Origin of the sequence: Agrobacterium sp. BT-220-3, assembly GCF_025910175.1 — a bacterium.
GTDB classification, from domain to species: Bacteria; Pseudomonadota; Alphaproteobacteria; order Rhizobiales; family Rhizobiaceae; genus Agrobacterium; species Agrobacterium oryzihabitans.
The window spans coordinates 252,170-270,004 of the sequence record NZ_JAPAIX010000001.1; the positions used below are offsets into that span (position 1 = coordinate 252,170).

Annotated in this window: 15 protein-coding genes; 6 read left to right on the forward strand and 9 right to left on the reverse strand. The window is 59.4% G+C overall.

Features of this window, described 5'->3' with window-relative positions; all coding sequences use genetic code 11:
* The first annotated feature begins 39 nt into the window (after positions 1 to 39).
* On the forward strand, positions 40 to 1,470 hold the full coding sequence (gene gnd, locus OK142_RS01435; protein WP_003495972.1) for an NADP-dependent phosphogluconate dehydrogenase: 1,431 nt from the start codon (positions 40 to 42) through the stop codon (positions 1,468 to 1,470).
* 66 nt (positions 1,471 to 1,536) lie between these two features.
* Here gnd and OK142_RS01440 read toward each other — a convergent pair whose 3' ends face one another.
* From OK142_RS01440 to OK142_RS01450, 3 genes are all read right to left on the reverse strand, one after another.
* A complete protein-coding gene (locus OK142_RS01440) occupies positions 1,537 to 1,863 on the reverse strand; it encodes an RcnB family protein (RefSeq protein ID WP_003495974.1) in 327 nt (108 codons plus the stop codon).
* A gap of 178 nt (positions 1,864 to 2,041) precedes the next feature.
* Entirely contained in the window at positions 2,042 to 3,073 is a 1,032-nt protein-coding gene (gene mgrA, locus OK142_RS01445) for an L-glyceraldehyde 3-phosphate reductase (RefSeq protein ID WP_216331337.1), read from the reverse strand.
* A 119-nt stretch (positions 3,074 to 3,192) separates the two neighbouring features.
* On the reverse strand, positions 3,193 to 5,658 hold the full coding sequence (locus OK142_RS01450; RefSeq protein WP_498680802.1) for a beta-mannosidase: 2,466 nt from the start codon (positions 5,656 to 5,658) through the stop codon (positions 3,193 to 3,195).
* A gap of 498 nt (positions 5,659 to 6,156) precedes the next feature.
* Between OK142_RS01450 and OK142_RS01455 the strand changes: the two genes are divergently transcribed.
* Positions 6,157 to 7,209: a LacI family transcriptional regulator gene (locus tag OK142_RS01455; protein WP_137037571.1), complete on the forward strand. Its 1,053-nt coding sequence runs from the start codon at positions 6,157 to 6,159 to the stop codon at positions 7,207 to 7,209.
* A gap of 196 nt (positions 7,210 to 7,405) precedes the next feature.
* Here the strand turns inward: OK142_RS01455 and znuA are convergent, their stop codons facing one another.
* Entirely contained in the window at positions 7,406 to 8,392 is a 987-nt protein-coding gene (znuA, locus tag OK142_RS01460) for a zinc ABC transporter substrate-binding protein ZnuA (protein ID WP_498680803.1), read from the reverse strand.
* Positions 8,393 to 8,496: 104 nt separating this feature from the next.
* Here znuA and znuC point away from each other — a divergent pair, with 104 nt between their 5' ends.
* From znuC to zur, 3 genes are read left to right on the forward strand one after another with little or no spacing between them, the layout of a single operon-like run.
* Positions 8,497 to 9,387: a zinc ABC transporter ATP-binding protein ZnuC gene (gene znuC, locus OK142_RS01465; protein WP_498680804.1), complete on the forward strand. Its 891-nt coding sequence runs from the start codon at positions 8,497 to 8,499 to the stop codon at positions 9,385 to 9,387.
* Complete coding sequence (znuB, locus tag OK142_RS01470) at positions 9,380 to 10,198, forward strand: zinc ABC transporter permease subunit ZnuB (protein ID WP_498680805.1); 819 nt, start codon at positions 9,380 to 9,382, stop codon at positions 10,196 to 10,198. Before znuC ends, znuB begins: the two co-directional genes overlap by 8 nt.
* The gene (gene zur, locus OK142_RS01475; RefSeq protein WP_003495988.1) at positions 10,195 to 10,599 is read left to right on the forward strand and encodes a zinc uptake transcriptional repressor Zur; all 405 of its coding nucleotides are present in this window, start codon (positions 10,195 to 10,197) and stop codon (positions 10,597 to 10,599) included. The genes znuB and zur overlap by 4 nt, the downstream gene beginning before the upstream one ends.
* A gap of 48 nt (positions 10,600 to 10,647) precedes the next feature.
* Here the strand turns inward: zur and OK142_RS01480 are convergent, their stop codons facing one another.
* Complete coding sequence (locus OK142_RS01480) at positions 10,648 to 11,181, reverse strand: gamma carbonic anhydrase family protein (protein ID WP_498680806.1); 534 nt, start codon at positions 11,179 to 11,181, stop codon at positions 10,648 to 10,650.
* A gap of 37 nt (positions 11,182 to 11,218) precedes the next feature.
* Positions 11,219 to 11,908 (reverse strand): fumarylacetoacetate hydrolase family protein, encoded by a 690-nt coding sequence (locus OK142_RS01485; RefSeq protein ID WP_082184260.1) that lies wholly within the window; start codon positions 11,906 to 11,908, stop codon positions 11,219 to 11,221.
* Between the two features lie 137 nt (positions 11,909 to 12,045).
* Between OK142_RS01485 and dusA the strand changes: the two genes are divergently transcribed.
* A complete protein-coding gene (gene dusA / locus OK142_RS01490) occupies positions 12,046 to 13,056 on the forward strand; it encodes a tRNA dihydrouridine(20/20a) synthase DusA (RefSeq protein ID WP_498680807.1) in 1,011 nt (336 codons plus the stop codon).
* A gap of 27 nt (positions 13,057 to 13,083) precedes the next feature.
* Here the strand turns inward: dusA and OK142_RS01495 are convergent, their stop codons facing one another.
* The 3 genes from OK142_RS01495 to uvrA form a co-directional block, all read right to left on the reverse strand.
* Positions 13,084 to 13,656: a GNAT family N-acetyltransferase gene (locus tag OK142_RS01495; RefSeq protein ID WP_498680808.1), complete on the reverse strand. Its 573-nt coding sequence runs from the start codon at positions 13,654 to 13,656 to the stop codon at positions 13,084 to 13,086.
* Between the two features lie 166 nt (positions 13,657 to 13,822).
* Positions 13,823 to 14,623, reverse strand: a complete 801-nt coding sequence (locus OK142_RS01500) for a DUF72 domain-containing protein (RefSeq protein ID WP_498680809.1) — start codon at positions 14,621 to 14,623, stop codon at positions 13,823 to 13,825.
* A 145-nt stretch (positions 14,624 to 14,768) separates the two neighbouring features.
* Entirely contained in the window at positions 14,769 to 17,690 is a 2,922-nt protein-coding gene (gene uvrA / locus OK142_RS01505) for an excinuclease ABC subunit UvrA (RefSeq protein WP_137037564.1), read from the reverse strand.
* Positions 17,691 to 17,835 lie beyond the last annotated feature (145 nt).

Genomic DNA, 17,835 nt, shown 5'->3' on the forward strand with positions numbered 1-17,835 from the left:
CACAACACGACCACCTAAAAGCAAGATGGAGGCACATCCGTGGAACAGGCAGAAATCGGTTTGATCGGTCTCGGCGTCATGGGCTCGAACCTGGCGTTGAACATCGCGGAAAAGGGCAACAAGATTGCCGTATTCAACCGAACCCCGGAAGTTACACGAAAATTCTACGCTGACGCTGGCGATCTGCAAGGCCAGATCATTCCATGCGAAACCATCGAGGAATTCGTCGCCGCCATTCGCCCTCCGCGCCCGATCATCATCATGATCAAGGCCGGCGATCCGGTTGACCAGCAGATGGAAATCCTGAAGCCGCACCTCTCGAACGGCGACATCATGATCGACGCGGGCAATGCGAATTTCCGCGATACGATCCGCCGTTTTGATAACCTCAAGGACAGCGGCCTAACCTTTATCGGCATGGGCGTATCCGGCGGTGAAGAAGGCGCGCGCCATGGACCGTCGATCATGGTCGGCGGCACCGAGGATAGCTGGAAGCGCGTCGAGAAGGTGCTGACCTCCATTTCCGCCAAGTATAATGACGATCCGTGCGTGGCATGGCTCGGCAATGACGGCGCCGGCCATTTCGTCAAGACCATCCACAACGGCATCGAATATGCCGATATGCAGATGATCGCCGAAATCTACGGAATCCTGCGTGACGGCCTGAAGATGAGCGCAGTCGAAATCGCCGACGTGTTCGCCGAATGGAACAAGGGCCGCCTCAACTCCTACCTGATCGAAATCACCGAGAAGGTTCTGCGCGCCGCCGATCCGATCACCGGCAAGCCGATGGTCGATCTGATCCTCGACAAGGCCGGCCAGAAGGGCACCGGCAAGTGGTCGGTCATCGAGGCGCAGAATATGGGCGTCGCCGCAACCGCCATCGAGGCGGCCGTGGCTGCCCGCATTCTCTCCTCGCAGAAGGACGAGCGCGAAGCTGCCGAGAAGATCTTCGGCCTGCCGACCGTCGCAGCAACGCCCGCTGACAGAAAGGCCTTCATCGCCGATCTGGAAAGCGCGCTTCTGGCCGCCAAGGTTGGTGCCTATGCACAGGGCTTCGCAATCATGTCTGCCGCATCGAAGGAGTTTAACTGGAACCTGCCGATGCCGACCATCGCCCGCATCTGGCGCGCTGGCTGCATCATCCGCTCGGAATTCCTCGATGAGATCACCTCGGCCTTCACCAAGGACCCGCATGTGGCCAACCTCATCGTGACGCCTGCCTTCTCCGGCATCGTCAAGGACACCGACGCTGCTCTGCGCCGTGTCGTTTCCTACGCGGTTCTCTCGGGTCTGCCTGTTTCGGCTCTCGCTTCGGCTCTTGGCTATTTCGACGCCTATCGTCGCGCCCGTGGCAGCGCCAACCTCATCCAGGCGCAGCGCGACTTCTTCGGCGCGCATGGTTTCGAGCGCACCGACGGCGTCGACAAGCCGCATGGCCCGTGGGGTAGCGGCGCCGACATTTTCTGATCGGCTAAAACGATAGACGACAAAGGCCCGCGCAAGCGGGCCTTTTTCATTTCATCGAGGCCCGGATTAGCGTGCGGCAGCGAGGCCGACGATCAGGCCGCTGACGGCGTTGATGAGCAGGAACTGGTTGTCGACGCGCACCCAGCGCTGGTCGCGGCGCGGCTCGGCAAGACGGTAGCGACGATAGTCGCGGCGGTCGACCGTGTGGCGGCGTTCGCCCGCAGACAGGCGCTGGCCGCGATCCCAGCGGTGCTTCTTGACGATGACCTTTTTGGTGGTGACCTGACGCTCGACGGTAACGCCGCGATGGCGATCGTCGTGGCGGCTCTGCGCCTGGGCCATCGGAGCAGCAAGAACAGTGGCGGCCAGAAGAATGGTGACGAACTTTTTCATGAATGTTTCCTCTCGTGTTTCGATGAGGAGAACTTACGAATAAACGAATGAACGGAAACTGAATTTAAAATTACATTTATGTAATGGTTGTTAATGCTTAGGGGCGGAAGTTAATCTTTCGTTTTGAGTTTATCGAGTGGGTCGGACCGCCCGGAATAACCGGGCGGTCGCTTCTTCATCAAACGCGTTCGGCGGATTTTGCCCAGAGGTTGATGTCCGCATCCCTGGCGTAACGGTCGATTTCCGCAAGCTCCTCTGCGGAGAAATCGGGATTATCGAGCGCCTTCACGCAATCCTCGACCTGCTCGACACGGCTAGCGCCGATCAGTGCCGAGGTGATGCGGCCGCCGCGAAGCACCCAGGCGATGGCCATCTGCGCCAGCGTCTGGCCACGCCGTTCGGCAATGCTGTTGAGCGCGCGTATGTTTTCGACATTGCGCTCATTGAGGAAGGCCGGGTTGAGCGACTTGCTCTGCGATGCACGGCTGCCGTCCGGCACGCCGCCGAGATATTTCGTCGTCAGCATGCCCTGCGCCAGCGGAGAGAAGACGATGGAGCCGATGCCCAGATCTTCCAGCGTATCAACGAGACCGTCTTCCTCGATCCAGCGGTTGATCATGGAATAGCTCGGCTGGTGGATGATGCAGGGCGTGCCGAGGTCCTTCAGGATGACGGCGGCCTCGCGGGTGCGCTTCGAATTGTAGGACGAGATGCCGACGTAAAGCGCCTTGCCGGATCGCACGATCTGGTCCAGGGCGCCGCAGGTTTCCTCAAGCGGCGTGTTGGGGTCGAAACGGTGGGAATAGAAGATATCGACGTAGTCCAGACCCATGCGCTTCAGGCTCTGGTCACAGGAGGCGATCAGATATTTGCGGCTGCCCCATTCGCCGTAAGGGCCGGGCCACATATTGTAACCGGCCTTGGACGAGATGATCATCTCGTCGCGATAACCGGCAAAATCCGTCTTCAGAATTTCGCCAAAGGCGGTTTCGGCGCTGCCGGGCGGCGGGCCGTAATTGTTGGCGAGGTCGAAATGGGTAATGCCGAGATCGAAGGCGCGGCGGCAAATGGCCTGCTTCGTCTGGTGCGGCGTGTCGTTGCCGAAATTGTGCCAGAGCCCGAGCGAGATTGCCGGTAGTTTCAGGCCGGTCTTTCCGCAATGATTGTATTTCATGGATTTGTATCGGTTTTCGGCCGGTTGCCAAACCATGGGTCTTCCTCCACTTGCTGATGACTGGTTGCGGAGAACCCGCAACCCTTTGAACCGATGAAGACAGGCGCGAATGCCTGCTTTCTCGAGGGGATGGTTAAGCCTTTCGACGCATGGTTTCAATGCGAGGATTGGCAGGTATGAAGATCGAAGATGCGGAAATGCGGCTGAGCGCCGCCCGCCTTCGGCGTGAAGATGATGCGGCGCGTTTCGCCGGCCGAGAGATCGAACAGATTGTCCGAATAACGCCCGGGCTGATCGGCTTCCAGCATGACGAAGAGGGCGAGCCCCGTGGCCGTGACATCAATCTCGAATTGGCCGTTTTTCAGCGTGCTGACCGAAAAGGTCAGGCCGGCGGGCTGAAGCTCCAGAGCCTTGTAGGTGTCGCGCACATGGTGGCCCTCGCCGGTCATGCCGTTGGAGGCGATGAAGTTCCAGGCAAGGATCGCGCCATCAGGCAGGCTGTCCATGTCTATTTCAGTCAGCGCCGCAGCCTTTTCCGTGCCGCAGGTGCCGTTGGCGGATTTCAGCGGCACGCGGGTACCGTCCAGATTGAGGGCGACGATATTCATGTCGATCTCGACATCTTCCTCCGTGTCGTTGACCATGGAAAAGCTCACCAAGCGTCCATCTTGCGAGGGAATGGCCGAGACCGCGACCGGCTGGAAGAAACGGCGGGCGGCATAATGCAGCGCTTTCCAGCCGCCGCCATAATCGAGGCTCGACCATGAGGCGACCGGCCATGTGTCGTTGAGCTGCCAGTAGAGCGTTCCCATGCAATGGGGTTTCAGCGAGCGCCAGTAATCGACCGCCGTGCGGATGGCCAGTGCCTGCTGAACCTGGCTCAGATAGACGAAATTTTCGAAATCCTTGGGGAAGCGGAAATAACGGAACATGGTGCCGGCTATTCGCTCGTTGCCGCCGACATTCTTCTGGTGCAGTTCGATCACCGGGGAGGCGATGTTCATGTCCTTCTCTTCCGCATAGGTGCGGATAACGGGCATGGATGTGTAGGACTGGAAACCGAATTCGGAGCAGAAGCGCGGCTTCACCGAACGATAATTATCGAACGATTTGTTTTCGTGCCAGACGGACCAATAATGCATGTCGCCGGAACCATCCGCATGCCAGGCGTCACCATAATCGAGGTAGCCTGAAGCCGGGCTGGAGGGCCACCAGAGCGCTTCCGGGGCGGCTTTTTTCAGTGCCCGTTCGATGGTGCGGTTCAGGCGGTCGTAGGCCACAAGATAGCGGTCGCGATTGTTGCGGGGCTCTTCGAACCAGGTCAGCGCGCCCACCAGCTCGTTGTCGCCGCACCAGAGCGCGATGGACGGGTGCGAGGACAGGCGTTTCACCTGATAGTCGACCTCGTGTTCGACATTGTCGAGAAAGTCCTCGCTGCAGGGGTAAAGGTTGCAGGCGAACATGAAATCCTGCCAGACCAGAAGGCCGAGACGGTCGCAGAGATCGTAGAACCAGTCTTCCTCATAGAACCCGCCGCCCCAGACGCGGATCATGTTCATGTTGGCCTCGACTGCCGAACATAAGAGGTCCTCGGTCTTTTCCCGACTGGTCAGCGAATAGAGCGCGTCTGCTGGAATCCAGTTGGCGCCGCGGCAGAAAATTTCCCGGCCGTTGATGCGGAAGGCAAAGCGGCTGCCGGCCTCATCCTTGTCCGTCAGAAGTTCGATCGTTCTGAAACCGATCTGGCGGGTGACTGTTTCATCCGGCAGTTCCACCGTCAGCGTGTAGAGCGTCTGCTCGCCGCTGCCCGCCGGCCACCAGAGTGCCGGATTTTCCACGAAGAAGACGTGGCGCACTACCGTCTCGCCCGCACCGACGCCGCAATCGAGCCGCAGCCTGTCATTGTTGAGGGAAAGATAGAGCGGCAGGCTCGCCGGGCCTTCGGCAAACAGCGTGACGGCCACATGCAACTCGACGCCGCCTTCGACATGGTGCTGCGAGGTGACGACATGTTCGACGCGGGCCGTATCGAGGCGCTTCAGCAGAATTTTCCCGTAAAGGCCGAGCGGTGCAATCGCGATGTTCCAGTCCCAGCCGAAATGGCACTGCGGCTTGCGCAGCATGTTGCCGTTGGCAATCGGCGAGTTGCCTGGGTGATAGGGAACATAAAATGGCTGCCGTGCCTGCCGCTCCGCGCCTGCAGCGATGTTGGAATGGAAATGGATGCGAACGGTGTTTTCACCGGGGCGCAAGGCGCGCGACACATCGGGACGGTAACGGCGGAAGCAATTGTCTGAACTCAAGACCGGGACATCGTTGACGAAGACGATGGCGACCGTATCGAGATAGTCGATATCGAGATACCAGCTGGCATCGGCATCATCAAGGATGAATGTCCGCTCGATGATCCAGTCGCGCTCTGCGACCCATTGCACCGCATGTTCATTGGCGCCGTGATAGGGGTCGGGGATGATGCCGGCATTTTTGAGTGCGCTATGAATATCGCCGGGGACGGAAAGTTCGGTCGCATGGTCTCCTTCCACGGATGCCAGGCGCCACGGCCCGGCCAGATCGATGACGGTTTCGGGCGTGGAGGAAGAAATCATGATCGGACCCTGCATAATACGAATTCGAAGCGGATGGGCCTGCATTGTGATGCAGGCTTGTGTCGGAATCTGGGGAAGATGGATGCCCGCACGCCGGCTGCTGCCAGCTCGCATGGCCTGACGATCTCCTCCCTCCGGCAACGTTACCGTAAAACAATCGTTCCGTCATGCCTTCGGAATGAAACTTACCGAGGTCTGGGCGATTGCCGATGAGATATGGTAACCAGCAAGGAAAGGTATTTTCATGAAGTCCATATTTCTTATTATAAATCAGATATTTTTGTATGTTTTATAATCTTAATTATTAGGATTTTTTCCTGCGGAATGGTCGTCATTCTGTAACTCCTAGTCGGAAATGCATTGCACGCTTCAGGAGAATTTTTCCGAACCTATATCGTTGTAGCCATAATCTGCGGTGCAGGGATTGGGCACGTAGGCGGCCTCTGACGTTTGCCTTTGCAACAGCGCAAAAGCTATCTATGATTACCGTTCGGTAAAGCGTGGCGAAATGACATGAACGATACAGGCAAATCCGGCAGGGGCGATACGCCCGCCACGACGGGCGAACGCCCGACCTTGAAGACCATCGCCTTCATGACGGGTCTGGGTATCACCACCGTGTCACGCGCGCTGAAGGATGCTCCGGATATCGGGGCTGAAACCAAGGAACGTGTGCGGCTGATCGCCCGTCAGATCGGCTACCAGCCGAACCGCGCCGGCGTGCGCCTGCGCACCGGCAAGACCAATGTCATCGCTCTGGTGCTGAGCGTGGACGAGGAATTGATGGGTTTCACCAGCCAGATGGTGTTCGGCATCACCGAGATACTGTCGGCGACGCAATATCACCTGGTCGTCACCCCCCATACCCACGCCAAGGATTCCATGGTGCCGATCCGCTACATTCTCGAGACGGGCTCGGCGGATGGGGTCATTATCTCCAAAATTGAGCCGAACGATCCGCGCGTCCGACTGATGACGGAGCGCAACATGCCCTTCGTTACCCATGGGCGGTCCGATATGGACATCGAACATGCCTATCACGATTTCGACAACGAGGCCTATGCCTATGAGGCCGTCGAGCGGCTGGCGCAATGCGGGCGAAAGAGGATCGCCATCATCGTGCCGCCATCGCGCTTTTCCTTCCATGATCACGCCCGCAAGGGTTTCAACCGGGGAATCAGGGATTTCGGCCTCTCCGAATTTCCAATCGATGCCGTTACCATTGAAACGCCGCTGGAGAAAATCCGTGATTTTGGCGAGCGGCTGATGCGGTCGGACGATCGCCCTGATGGTATCGTTTCCATCAGCGGCAGCAGCACCATTGCGCTCGTGGCGGGTTTTGAGGCGGCCGGTGTCAGGATTGGCGAGGATATCGACATCGTGTCAAAACAATCCGCCGAATTCCTGAACTGGATCAAGCCGCAGATCCACACCGTCAACGAAGACATCAAGCTGGCGGGCAGGGAGCTTGCCAAGGCCCTTCTGGCGCGCATCAGCGGCGCGCCGCCGGAAACGCTGCAAAGCGTCAGCGGGCCGGTCTGGTCGGAGATGGCGCCGAAGCCCTAACTAACCGCTCCGCACTTCGACCTCGTTGCACTTTTTCACGATTACCTTCCGTCATGGCGGACTTGATCCGGCATCCAGCCAGCCAAGGTCCTTGGGCTGAAAAGAGTCTTTGTCTCCGCGCAGGCGCGCGTCGGCTGGATTCCGGCTCAACGCCGGAATGACGGAGGCGGAGGACTACCGCTCGTCGTTAAACGCATCAGGACAGGCAATCCTTTAATGAGCCGGCAATGCCGCGCATCAGCTTGAAATAGAGATCGGGACCGGGTTCCAGCGTGGCCGCTTCGGGATCAAGCGTCGCAGACTTTGCCGCCGTGCCTTCGGTGATGACCGAGATCAGTTTTGGCTCGAATTGCGGTTCGGCGAAAACGCAGGTCGCGCCAAGTTGGCGGACCTTTTCCTGCATTTGGCTGACGCGATCCGCGCCGGGCAGGGTTTCTGGGCTGACGGTGATCGATCCCGCCGTCTTCACGCCGTAACGGTGCTCGAAATACTGGTAGGCGTCGTGGAAAACGATGAAGGGCTTGTCCTTCACCGGTTTGATCGTGTCCGCGATCTCGGTGTCCAGCGCGTCGATGTCATCGATCAGCTTTTTCGTATTCGCCTGGTAGATCGCGGCATTGCCGGCATCGGCCGTGATCAGCGCGGTTTCGATCTCCTGGGCCATGGCCTTGGCATTGGCGGGATCCAGCCAGAGATGCGTGTCATATGCGCCGTGCTCACGGTCGTCATGACGATGGTCGTTTCCATGATCATGGGCGCCTGCCTCTTCGGCATGGTCCTCATGTTCTCCATGGCCTTCCTCGCCGTGGTCATGCGCCTCGAAAGGGCCGCCTTCACGGAAGGGCAGTTTTTCCAGCCCCTTTGCGTCTTCCAGTTCCACAACCGTTGCCTTGCTGGCAAGCGCCTCCAGCGGCTTTTGGAGGAAGGCTTCCAGTCCCGGCCCGACCCAGAAAACCAGATCGGCCTTTTCCAGCGTGCGGGCATTGGATGGCCTTAGATTATAGGTATGTGGTGAGGCCGCGCCATCGACGATCAGCTGCGGTTCGCCCACACCTTGCATGATCGCCGCGACGAGCGAATGGACGGGCTTGATCGAGACCACGACATTGGGCGCGGCCGTGGCGCCGGAAGCGGCTGCCGCTATTGCCACCGATGCCATGAGCGGGATCAGGATCGATTTCATGAAATGCACTCCACTTGAAGAAGTATAGTTATGTTATTACATTTATTGCGTAACTCTATAACGTATGCAATAGCGGTAAGCAACATCCCCGATCGGACAATCCCATGCTTCATTCCGCCCCCAAGGGTAACGAGATACTGGTTTCCCTTTCCAATGCCGGCGTGCAGCGCAACGGCCGCTGGCTTGTGCGCGGCGTGGAGTTTTCCGTCAGCAAGGGCGAGATCGTCACGCTGATCGGTCCCAATGGTTCGGGAAAATCCACCAGCGCTAAAATGGCTATCGGCGTGTTGAAGCCGAGCGAAGGCGAGGTGTCGCGCATTGCTGGTCTGAGGGTCGGTTATGTGCCGCAGAAGCTTTCCGTGGACTGGACCATGCCGCTTTCGGTGCGCCGGCTGATGACGCTGACCGGGCCGTTGTCCGCGCGCGAAATCGATGCGGCGCTGAATGCCACGGGCATCTCGCATCTGGCCAATGCGGAAGTGCAGCATCTCTCCGGCGGCGAGTTCCAGCGCGCGCTTCTGGCCCGTGCCATTGCGCGGAAGCCGGATCTGCTGGTTCTGGACGAACCCGTTCAAGGTGTCGATTTCTCGGGCGAGATCGCGCTCTATGAATTGATAAAAAATATCAGAAATTCAAGTCATTGTGGAATTCTGTTAATCTCGCATGACCTGCATGTGGTGATGGCTGAAACCGACACCGTGATATGCCTGAACGGCCATGTCTGCTGCCGCGGAACCCCGCAAGCCGTGAGCCAAAGCCCGGAATATATGCGTCTGTTCGGTGGCGCTGCGGCCAAGGGCCTTGCCGTTTACAGCCACCATCACGATCACACCCATCTGCCCGATGGCCGGGTGCAGCATGCGGATGGCTCGGTGACCGATCATTGCCACCCCGATGACGGTCACCATCATGATGACCACGGCGAATGCGGTTGCGGCCATGAGCATGACGGCCATGCCACTTCAAATCATCAGCAGGGAGAGCGGCATGTTTGACGATTTCTTCGTTCGCGCGATGCTCGCGGGCATCGGCGTTGCTCTCACCGCCGGTCCCCTCGGCTGCTTCGTCGTCTGGCGGCGCATGGCCTATTTCGGCGATACGATGGCCCATTCGGCGCTGCTTGGTGTGGCGCTCTCGCTGCTGTTGCAGCTCAACCTCATTATCAGCGTCTTTCTGGTGGCATCCGCCGTTTCGATCCTGCTGATCTTTCTGCAGCGGCGGCAGGCCCTGTCCGCCGACGCGCTTCTCGGCATATTGTCCCACTCGGCGCTTGCGATCGGTCTCGTCATCGTCGCCTTCATGAGCTGGGTGCGCATCGATCTCGTCTCGTTCCTGTTTGGCGATATTCTGGCCGTTACCCGCAGCGACATCGCGTTGATCTGGGGCGGCGGGTTGGTGGTTGTCGTCTCCATGGTCTTCCTGTGGCGGTCGCTTCTGGCCTCTACCGTCAATAACGAGTTGGCCGAGGCGGAGGGGCTGAACCCCGAACGCGCAAAGTTCATCTTTACCCTTTTGATGGCGCTGGTGATTGCCATCGCGATGAAGGTGGTCGGCATCATGCTGATCACATCGCTGCTCATCATACCGGCGGCGACCGCCAGACGCTTTTCGGCAACGCCCGAGGTGATGGCGGTGGTCGCTTCGCTGATCGGCGCGGTTGCCGTCATTGGCGGCCTGTTCGGCTCGTTGACCTATGATACGCCGTCCGGGCCGTCCATCGTGGTTGCCGCCGTGATCCTGTTCGTTATAAGCCTGTTGCCGGCGCCGGGTTTTTCCCGCTCCGCGGATGAAGGAGGCAAGTCATGAATGCGCAGAACCTTACCAAGAACCAGTCGCTGGTCATGAATGCCCTGTCGAATGCCCATGCACCGCTCAGCGCCTATATGATCCTCGACAAGCTGCGCGACGATGGTTTTCGCGCGCCGCTGCAGGTTTACCGGGCGCTGGAGAAGCTTGTCGAATACGGTCTCGTGCATCGGCTCGAAAGCCTCAACGCCTTTGTCGCCTGCACTCACACCGAGGCCGAGTGCTGCTCGCACCACCATGGAACGGTGGCCTTTGCCATTTGCGAATCCTGCGGGCAGGTAACGGAGTTCCACGATCACGAGATTGACCACCGCCTTGAGCGCTGGGTGAAGGACAGCAAGTTCAAGGCGGAAAAGACCACGATCGAAATTCGCGGTCTTTGCGCCGCCTGCGCGGCTTAGGCCGGGCGCGCCATTAACGAGGGGCGAGCATTGCTGCTCGCCGCCCTGTCATTCTTCGATGATCGCCAGATCCTTCGAAAAACGCTTCCAGTTCTCGATGTATTTTTCCGCCGAGCGGCGAAGGCCGGAAACGGCCTCTTCATCAAGTGTCCTGACGGCTCTGGCCGGTGATCCGACGATCAGGGAATTGTCGGGAAATTCCTTGCCTTCCGTCACCAGCGCATTGGCGCCGACCAGGCAGTTGCGGCCGATCTTCGCGCCATTCAGGATCGTTGCGCCCATGCCCACAAGCGAATTGTCGCCGATGGTGCAGCCATGTACGATGGCGTGGTGGCCGATGGTGCACATTTCGCCGATCGTTGCGGCAAAACCGGGATCGCTATGCACCATCGCGCCTTCCTGAATGTTCGTTCCGCGCCCGACACGGATCGGTTCGTTATCGCCGCGTAGCGTCGCGCCGAACCAGATGCCGACATCCTCACCGAGTGCCACCGAGCCGATGATATTCGCATCGGGCGCTACCCAATAGCGATCCGGGGCTGGGGTTTGCGGCACCCGGTCGCCGAGGCGATAAAGCGGCATGGCAATTTTCCTCCTCTGGATTATTCGCCGAAGATGATCAGGCGACGGTGACGGACAGGGTGCCGACACCCTCCACGCCACATTCGATGCGGTCACCGCGCACGATGGGGCCGACGCCCGCCGGTGTGCCGGTCATGATGACGTCGCCGGCGGCAAGCGTGAACAGTTTGGAAAGCTCGGCAATCACCTCCGGCACCTTCCAGATCATCTGGGCAAGATCGCCCGTCTGCTTGCGCTCACCATTCACATCGAGCCAGATCGCGCCCGTGGCAGGGTGGCCGATCTTTTCCGCCGGAACGATGGCGGAGACCGGTGCGGAATATTCGAACGCCTTGGCGCCTTCCCAGGAACGTCCCATCTTCTTCAGGCCGTCCTGCAGATCGCGGCGCGTCATGTCGATGCCGACGGCATAACCCCAGACGTGGCTCAGCGCTTCGCTTGCCGGAATATCTGCGCCGCCGCTTTTCAATACCACGACACATTCGACCTCGTAATGCACGTTCGAAGACAGCGAAGGGTAGGGGAAATCCTGGCCTGCGGGCAGGAGATTGTCCGGGTTTTTCTGGAAATAAAAGGGTGGCTCACGCGAGGGATCATGGCCCATCTCGATGGCGTGATCGGCATAATTGCGGCCGACGCAATAGACCCGCCGCACGGGGAAGGTGTCACCTGTGCCTTCGACAGGCAGAAGAACGGGTTTCGGGGCGGGGATGACTGTCGTGGCCATGGGATTTCCTGTCGTCTTTTAAGGTGGAATTCTTGTCCCAAGATTCCGGGGCGATTTCCAGTTCAAAAATGGCGTCGATCGCAAAACTGGCTTTTTGCCGCCCTTTGCTGTAGAAGCCGGCGCAAAGAGGTTACCCCATGTATAGACAAGCGCTCGCAAACGGCGAAAAAATCTTCGCCGTGGCCCCGATGATCGATTGGACCGACACGAGGTGCAGATTTCTGCACCGGCAATTGTCGAAGCGCGCGCTGCTTTATACGGAAATGATCGTCGCTGACGCCGTGATCCATGGTCAGCGCGACAGGCTGCTCAGCCATCACCGCCAGGAACATCCGGTGGCGCTGCAACTGGGGGGATCAGATCCGGGCAAGCTCTCGGAGGCGGTGCGGATCGCCGGTGACTACGGTTATGACGAGATCAACCTCAATGTCGGCTGCCCTTCGGACCGGGTGCAATCCGGCACTTTCGGCGCCTGCCTGATGCGCGAGCCGGAGACCGTGGCGCAATGCGTTGCGGCGATGAAGACGGTTGCGAAGGTGCCGGTCACGGTGAAATGCCGCATCGGTGTGGACGATCAGGAGCCGGAAGCGGTGCTGCCGGATTTTTTGGCGCGCATTGTCGCTGCCGGTGCGGATGCCATCTGGATCCATGCGCGAAAAGCCTGGCTGCAGGGGCTTTCGCCGAAGGAAAACCGTGAGGTGCCGCCGCTCGATTATGATCTCGTCTATCGCATGAAGCGGGAAAATCCCGACATCTTCATCGGCATCAATGGCGGCATCGCCGATCTCGATCAGGCCTGCGGCCATCTACAGCATATGGATGGCGTGATGCTTGGCCGCGCGGCCTATCACAACACGTCCATCCTTGCCGATGTCGACCATCGCATCTATGGCGAAGAAGCCCGGCAACCTGACTGGATGGGGTTGCGCGACGCCATGATGGCCTATGCGGCTGACTATATCGCGGCGGGCGGGCGTCTCAACCACGTTACCCGCCACATGGTCGGCCTGTTTCAGGGCATGCCGGGTGCGCGCCGCTTCCGGCAAATCCTTTCCAGCGACGCTACCCGGCCGGGGGCCGGAACCGAGGTGATCGAGGCGGCTTTCGCAGCCATCGATTTCAATCCGACGAAAGAGCTGGCTGGCTGAGGGCTGGCAACGGTGTTCGTTCTATTTTCATACTGACGAGGCTGTGAGGGGCAGCGTCTTTTGCGGGCGACGGAAAGCCTCAGAGGGAACGATCCAGACCAACCCGTGCCACTCCCTGTCCATATGGCCGGGAGCAGAAAAATCCAGCGAAGGTTCACGTTTGAGGCCAAGACGCGTCATAACGGCCTGGGACCGGATATTATCGGGACTTGTATATGCGATGATCTGAGCGAGACATGCGCCATCAGCCGCATGCGCCAGCGCCGCCCTCGCGCTTTCGGTCGCGTAGCCGTTTCCCCAGGCCGGCCGCGTAAACCGCCATCCGATTTCGTGGTGCCTGCCGAGCGGATGGTCTTCGGACAGACGCGGCATTACGCCTGCATATCCGAGAAAGACGCCATCGGGACTTTCCACCGCCCAGCGGGCAAAGCCGTGCTCGCGCTCGGCCGCGCGATAACGCTCGAACTTCTCTCTGCTCTCGGCATGGCTCACCGGCCCACCATAGTCGGCCATCACGTCCGGGTCGGTGTGCATCGCGGCGAAGGCTTCAAAATGATCGTCCCGCCAGTGGTGAAGGCGCAGACGTTCCGTTTCTATCATTCCCATTCCCGGCCAACCCTTCGACGCGATGGAGGTCTTGCGATCCAGGCCGACATTCTTGCCGCTGCGATATGACGGTTATAAGACGGCAACCGTGGCCGCAGCGCAATACCACCGGTTCTAGCCCAGTTCTACCAGACGCAAACTAGAGGGGAGGGCGGGAAGCTCAAACCGCTTTTTGCAGCGCCTGCGCACCGTTCGGTGCATTGACCTTGCCTCCTGTGATGAAGAAGGCGAAGACGTCGCGCGGGGTCTTTTCGACTTGTCTGTCGGGCGCGATCAGCGGCAGGTCATCGGGCACGCCGCCCGCCGCGTAGGTCTTGACCCGTTTTGCCCAATGATCGATCCCGGCCTTCGGGTAGCAGGTCTCGATATCGTCTTCGCCCTTTTGCAGGCGGCAATAGACGAAATCGGCCGTCACATCCGGCAGCATCGGATAGTCGTGATGATCGGCGCAGACGACGGCGATCTTATGTTTTTCCAGCAGTTCGATGAATTCCAGCACCTGAAATGTCGGGTTTCTCACTTCGACCACATGACGAAGGCGGATGCCGTCCTGTTTTTCGGGCAGCAGCGCCAGAAACGCACCGAAATCATCCGCGTCGAATTTTTTTGTCGGTGCGAATTGCCAAAGGATCGGGCCGAGATGGTGGCCAAGTTCCGTCAGGCCCTGGGTCAGGAACTTCGTCATCGATTCGCCAGCCTCGGCCAGAACCCTGCGGTTGGTGACGAAGCGGCTTGCCTTCAGGGAGAAGATGAAATCCTCCGGCACGTCTGCCGCCCATTTAGCGAAAGTCGCGGGTTTCTGGCTGCTATAATAGGTGCCGTTCACCTCGATTGCCGTCAATTGCCGGCTGGCATGTTCGAGCTGGCGTTTTTTCGGCAATTTCTCCGGATAGAACGTGCCTTCCCACGGCTCGAAGGTCCAGCCGCCGATACCGGTGCGGATCGTGCCTGATGTCGACATATGCTGTTCCTCCCAATTCTAAGTGTTTGTTCCAACGTCATCCTCGCCCTTGAGGCGAGAATCCATGTTTTCGTCGGCTGTGGATCCTCGCCTTGAGGGCAAGGATGACGGAGGGAAAGAGGTCGTCCCCAGCAATATCCGGGAATTACTCCGCAGCCTCACGTTTTCCGGCCGGCCGGCGTTCCAGAAGTTCCTTCAGGAAGTGCCCCGTATAGGACCGCTCGTTCTTGACGATATCTTCCGGCGTGCCGGTTGCCACCACCTCGCCGCCGCCAGTGCCGCCTTCGGGGCCGATATCGATGATCCAGTCCGCCGTCTTGATGACTTCGAGATTGTGTTCAATCACCACGACGGAATTGCCCTGATCCACCAGCGCCTGCAACATTTCCAGGAGCTTGTTGACGTCATGGAAATGGAGACCCGTCGTCGGTTCGTCGAGAATGTAAAGCGTGCGGCCTGTCGAGCGTTTCGATAGTTCCTTGGCGAGCTTGACGCGCTGCGCCTCGCCGCCGGAGAGCGTATTGGCCTGCTGGCCGACCTTGATGTAACCGAGGCCGACATCGAACAGCGCCTGCAGCTTGTCGCGCACGGCCGGAACGGCAGCGAAGAATTCAACACCTTCTTCCACCGTCATATCCAGCACGTCGGCGATGGACTTGCCCTTGAAGGTGACGTCAAGTGTCTCACGATTATAGCGTTTGCCATGGCAGACATCGCAGGTGACATAGACATCCGGCAGGAAGTGCATCTCGATCTTGATGACGCCATCGCCCTGGCAGGCCTCGCAGCGACCGCCCTTGACGTTGAAGGAGAAACGGCCCGGCGCGTAACCGCGCGCCTTCGCCTCCGGCAGGCCGGCGAACCAGTCGCGGATCGGCGTGAATGCGCCGGTATAGGTGGCGGGGTTGGAGCGCGGCGTGCGGCCGATCGGCGACTGGTCGATATCGATCACCTTATCGATGAATTCGAAACCGTCGATGCGGTCGTGTTCAGCTGGAATTTCACGGGCGCCCATCACCCGGCGCGCCGCCGATTTATAGAGCGTTTCGATCAGGAAGGTGGATTTGCCGCCGCCGGAAACGCCGGTAACGGCGGTGAAGACGCCAAGCGGCACCGCCGCAGTCACATTCTTCAGATTGTTGCCGCGTGCGCCAAAAACCTTGATCTCGCGGCCCTTCTTGGGCTTGCGGCGCTCAGCCGGCACGGCGACGCCGAGTTCGCCGGAGAGATATTTGCCGGTCAGTGACTTCGGATTGGCCATCACCTCCTGCGGCGTGCCTTCGGCGATCACCTGACCGCCATGAATGCCGGCGGCCGGGCCGATATCGACGACATAATCCGCCGTCAGAATGGCGTCCTCGTCATGTTCGACCACGATGACGGTATTGCCGATATCGCGCAGATGCTTCAGCGTATCGAGCAGGCGGGCATTGTCACGCTGGTGCAGGCCGATGGACGGCTCATCCAGAACATAGAGAACGCCGGTGAGGCCGGAGCCGATCTGAGAGGCCAGACGGATGCGCTGGCTTTCGCCTCCGGAAAGCGTGCCGGAATTGCGCGACAGGCTGAGATAATCCAGCCCGACATCGTTGAGGAAGCGCAGGCGCTCGCGGATTTCCTTGAGGATGCGAACCGCAATCTCGTTCTGCTTGGCGTTCAGCGTCTCCGGCAGGGTCTCGAACCAGTCGCGCGCCATGCGGATCGACATCTGGGTGACTTCGCCGATCTGCAACTTGTTGATCTTGACGGCGAGCGCTTCGGGTTTCAGGCGAAAACCCGCACAGGCCGGGCAGGGGGCGGCCGACATATAGCGTTCGATTTCCTCGCGCGCCCAGGCGCTGTCAGTCTCTTTCCAGCGGCGCTCCAGATTGGGCACGATACCTTCGAAATTCTTCACCGTCTTGTACGAGCGGGCGCCGTCCTGATAGTTGAATTCGATCTTGTCATCGGTGCCCTGAAGGATGGCGTGCTGTGCCTCCTTCGAAAGATCCGACCATTTGCTCGAAAGCTTGAAACCGAAAGCCTTTCCGAGTGCTTCCAGCGTCTGGTTGTAATAGGGCGAAGAGGATTTCGCCCAGGGAGCGATGGCGCCGTCGCGCAGGGTACGGGCGGGCTCCGGCACGATCAGGTTTTCATCTACCTTCTGCTGCGAGCCAAGGCCGTCACAGCTGGGGCAGGCGCCGAACGGATTGTTGAAGGAGAAAAGCCGCGGCTCTATCTCCGGAATGGTGAAGCCGGAGACGGGGCAGGCGAATTTTTCCGAAAACAGCACGCGCTCATGGGTCTCGTTGAGAGACTTGTTGGCTGAGCCGCCGGCCGAGGTTTCCTCGGGCGGCAGAGGCTTGTCGGCGAATTCGGCGACCGCCAGACCGTCTGCGAGTTTCAGGCAGGTCTCAAGACTGTCGGCAAGGCGTGCAGCCATATCCGGGCGCACGACAGCGCGGTCGACCACCACGTCGATATCGTGCTTGTATTTCTTGTCGAGGGCAGGCACGTCGGCGATTTCGTAGAACTGGCCATCCACCTTGACGCGCTGGAAGCCCTTCTTCATGAGATCGGCAAGTTCCTTTTTATATTCGCCTTTGCGGCCGCGCACCATCGGCGCGAGAATATAAAGGCGCGTGCCTTCCTCGAAGGCGAGGATACGGTCCACCATCTGGCTGACCGTCTGGCTCTCGATCGGCAGGCCCGTGGCCGGCGAATAGGGCACGCCGACACGCGCAAACAGCAGGCGCATATAGTCGTAGATTTCCGTGACCGTGCCGACCGTGGAACGTGGATTGCGCGACGTGGTCTTCTGCTCGATGGAGATCGCCGGTGACAGGCCGTCGATCTGGTCGACATCCGGCTTCTGCATCATCTCGAGGAACTGGCGCGCATAGGCCGAGAGGCTCTCGACATAACGGCGCTGGCCCTCGGCATAGATCGTGTCGAAGGCAAGCGAAGACTTGCCCGATCCGGAGAGCCCGGTCATGACGATCAGCTTGTTGCGCGGCAGATCCAGATCAATGCCCTTGAGATTATGCTCACGGGCACCACGGATGGAAATCGTCTTCAGTTCACTCATGACAAGGCTCGGACAAAAATAACAGGCTTGATGGCAGCGCGCCCTTATGTAGTGACGCAGCCGGACGTGTCGAGGTCTATTCCCTATAGTCGGCGGCTTTTCGGCTCACTTGACTCGAATTTCGCGATTCAATAGAACAAAAAAG

Coding starts and splice junctions, on each gene's coding strand:
- znuA (WP_498680803.1), bottom strand. CDS start 8,392: ATGAAATCGATCCTGATCCCGCTCATGGCATCGGTGGCAATAGCGGCA.
- znuC (WP_498680804.1), top strand. CDS start 8,497: ATGCTTCATTCCGCCCCCAAGGGTAACGAGATACTGGTTTCCCTTTCC.
- mgrA (WP_216331337.1), bottom strand. CDS start 3,073: ATGGTTTGGCAACCGGCCGAAAACCGATACAAATCCATGAAATACAAT.
- uvrA (WP_137037564.1), bottom strand. CDS start 17,690: ATGAGTGAACTGAAGACGATTTCCATCCGTGGTGCCCGTGAGCATAAT.
- dusA (WP_498680807.1), top strand. CDS start 12,046: ATGTATAGACAAGCGCTCGCAAACGGCGAAAAAATCTTCGCCGTGGCC.
- OK142_RS01495 (WP_498680808.1), bottom strand. CDS start 13,656: ATGATAGAAACGGAACGTCTGCGCCTTCACCACTGGCGGGACGATCAT.
- OK142_RS01480 (WP_498680806.1), bottom strand. CDS start 11,181: ATGCCGCTTTATCGCCTCGGCGACCGGGTGCCGCAAACCCCAGCCCCG.
- OK142_RS01455 (WP_137037571.1), top strand. CDS start 6,157: ATGAACGATACAGGCAAATCCGGCAGGGGCGATACGCCCGCCACGACG.
- OK142_RS01500 (WP_498680809.1), bottom strand. CDS start 14,623: ATGTCGACATCAGGCACGATCCGCACCGGTATCGGCGGCTGGACCTTC.
- OK142_RS01440 (WP_003495974.1), bottom strand. CDS start 1,863: ATGAAAAAGTTCGTCACCATTCTTCTGGCCGCCACTGTTCTTGCTGCT.
- OK142_RS01450 (WP_498680802.1), bottom strand. CDS start 5,658: ATGCAGGGTCCGATCATGATTTCTTCCTCCACGCCCGAAACCGTCATC.
- OK142_RS01485 (WP_082184260.1), bottom strand. CDS start 11,908: ATGGCCACGACAGTCATCCCCGCCCCGAAACCCGTTCTTCTGCCTGTC.
- zur (WP_003495988.1), top strand. CDS start 10,195: ATGAATGCGCAGAACCTTACCAAGAACCAGTCGCTGGTCATGAATGCC.
- znuB (WP_498680805.1), top strand. CDS start 9,380: ATGTTTGACGATTTCTTCGTTCGCGCGATGCTCGCGGGCATCGGCGTT.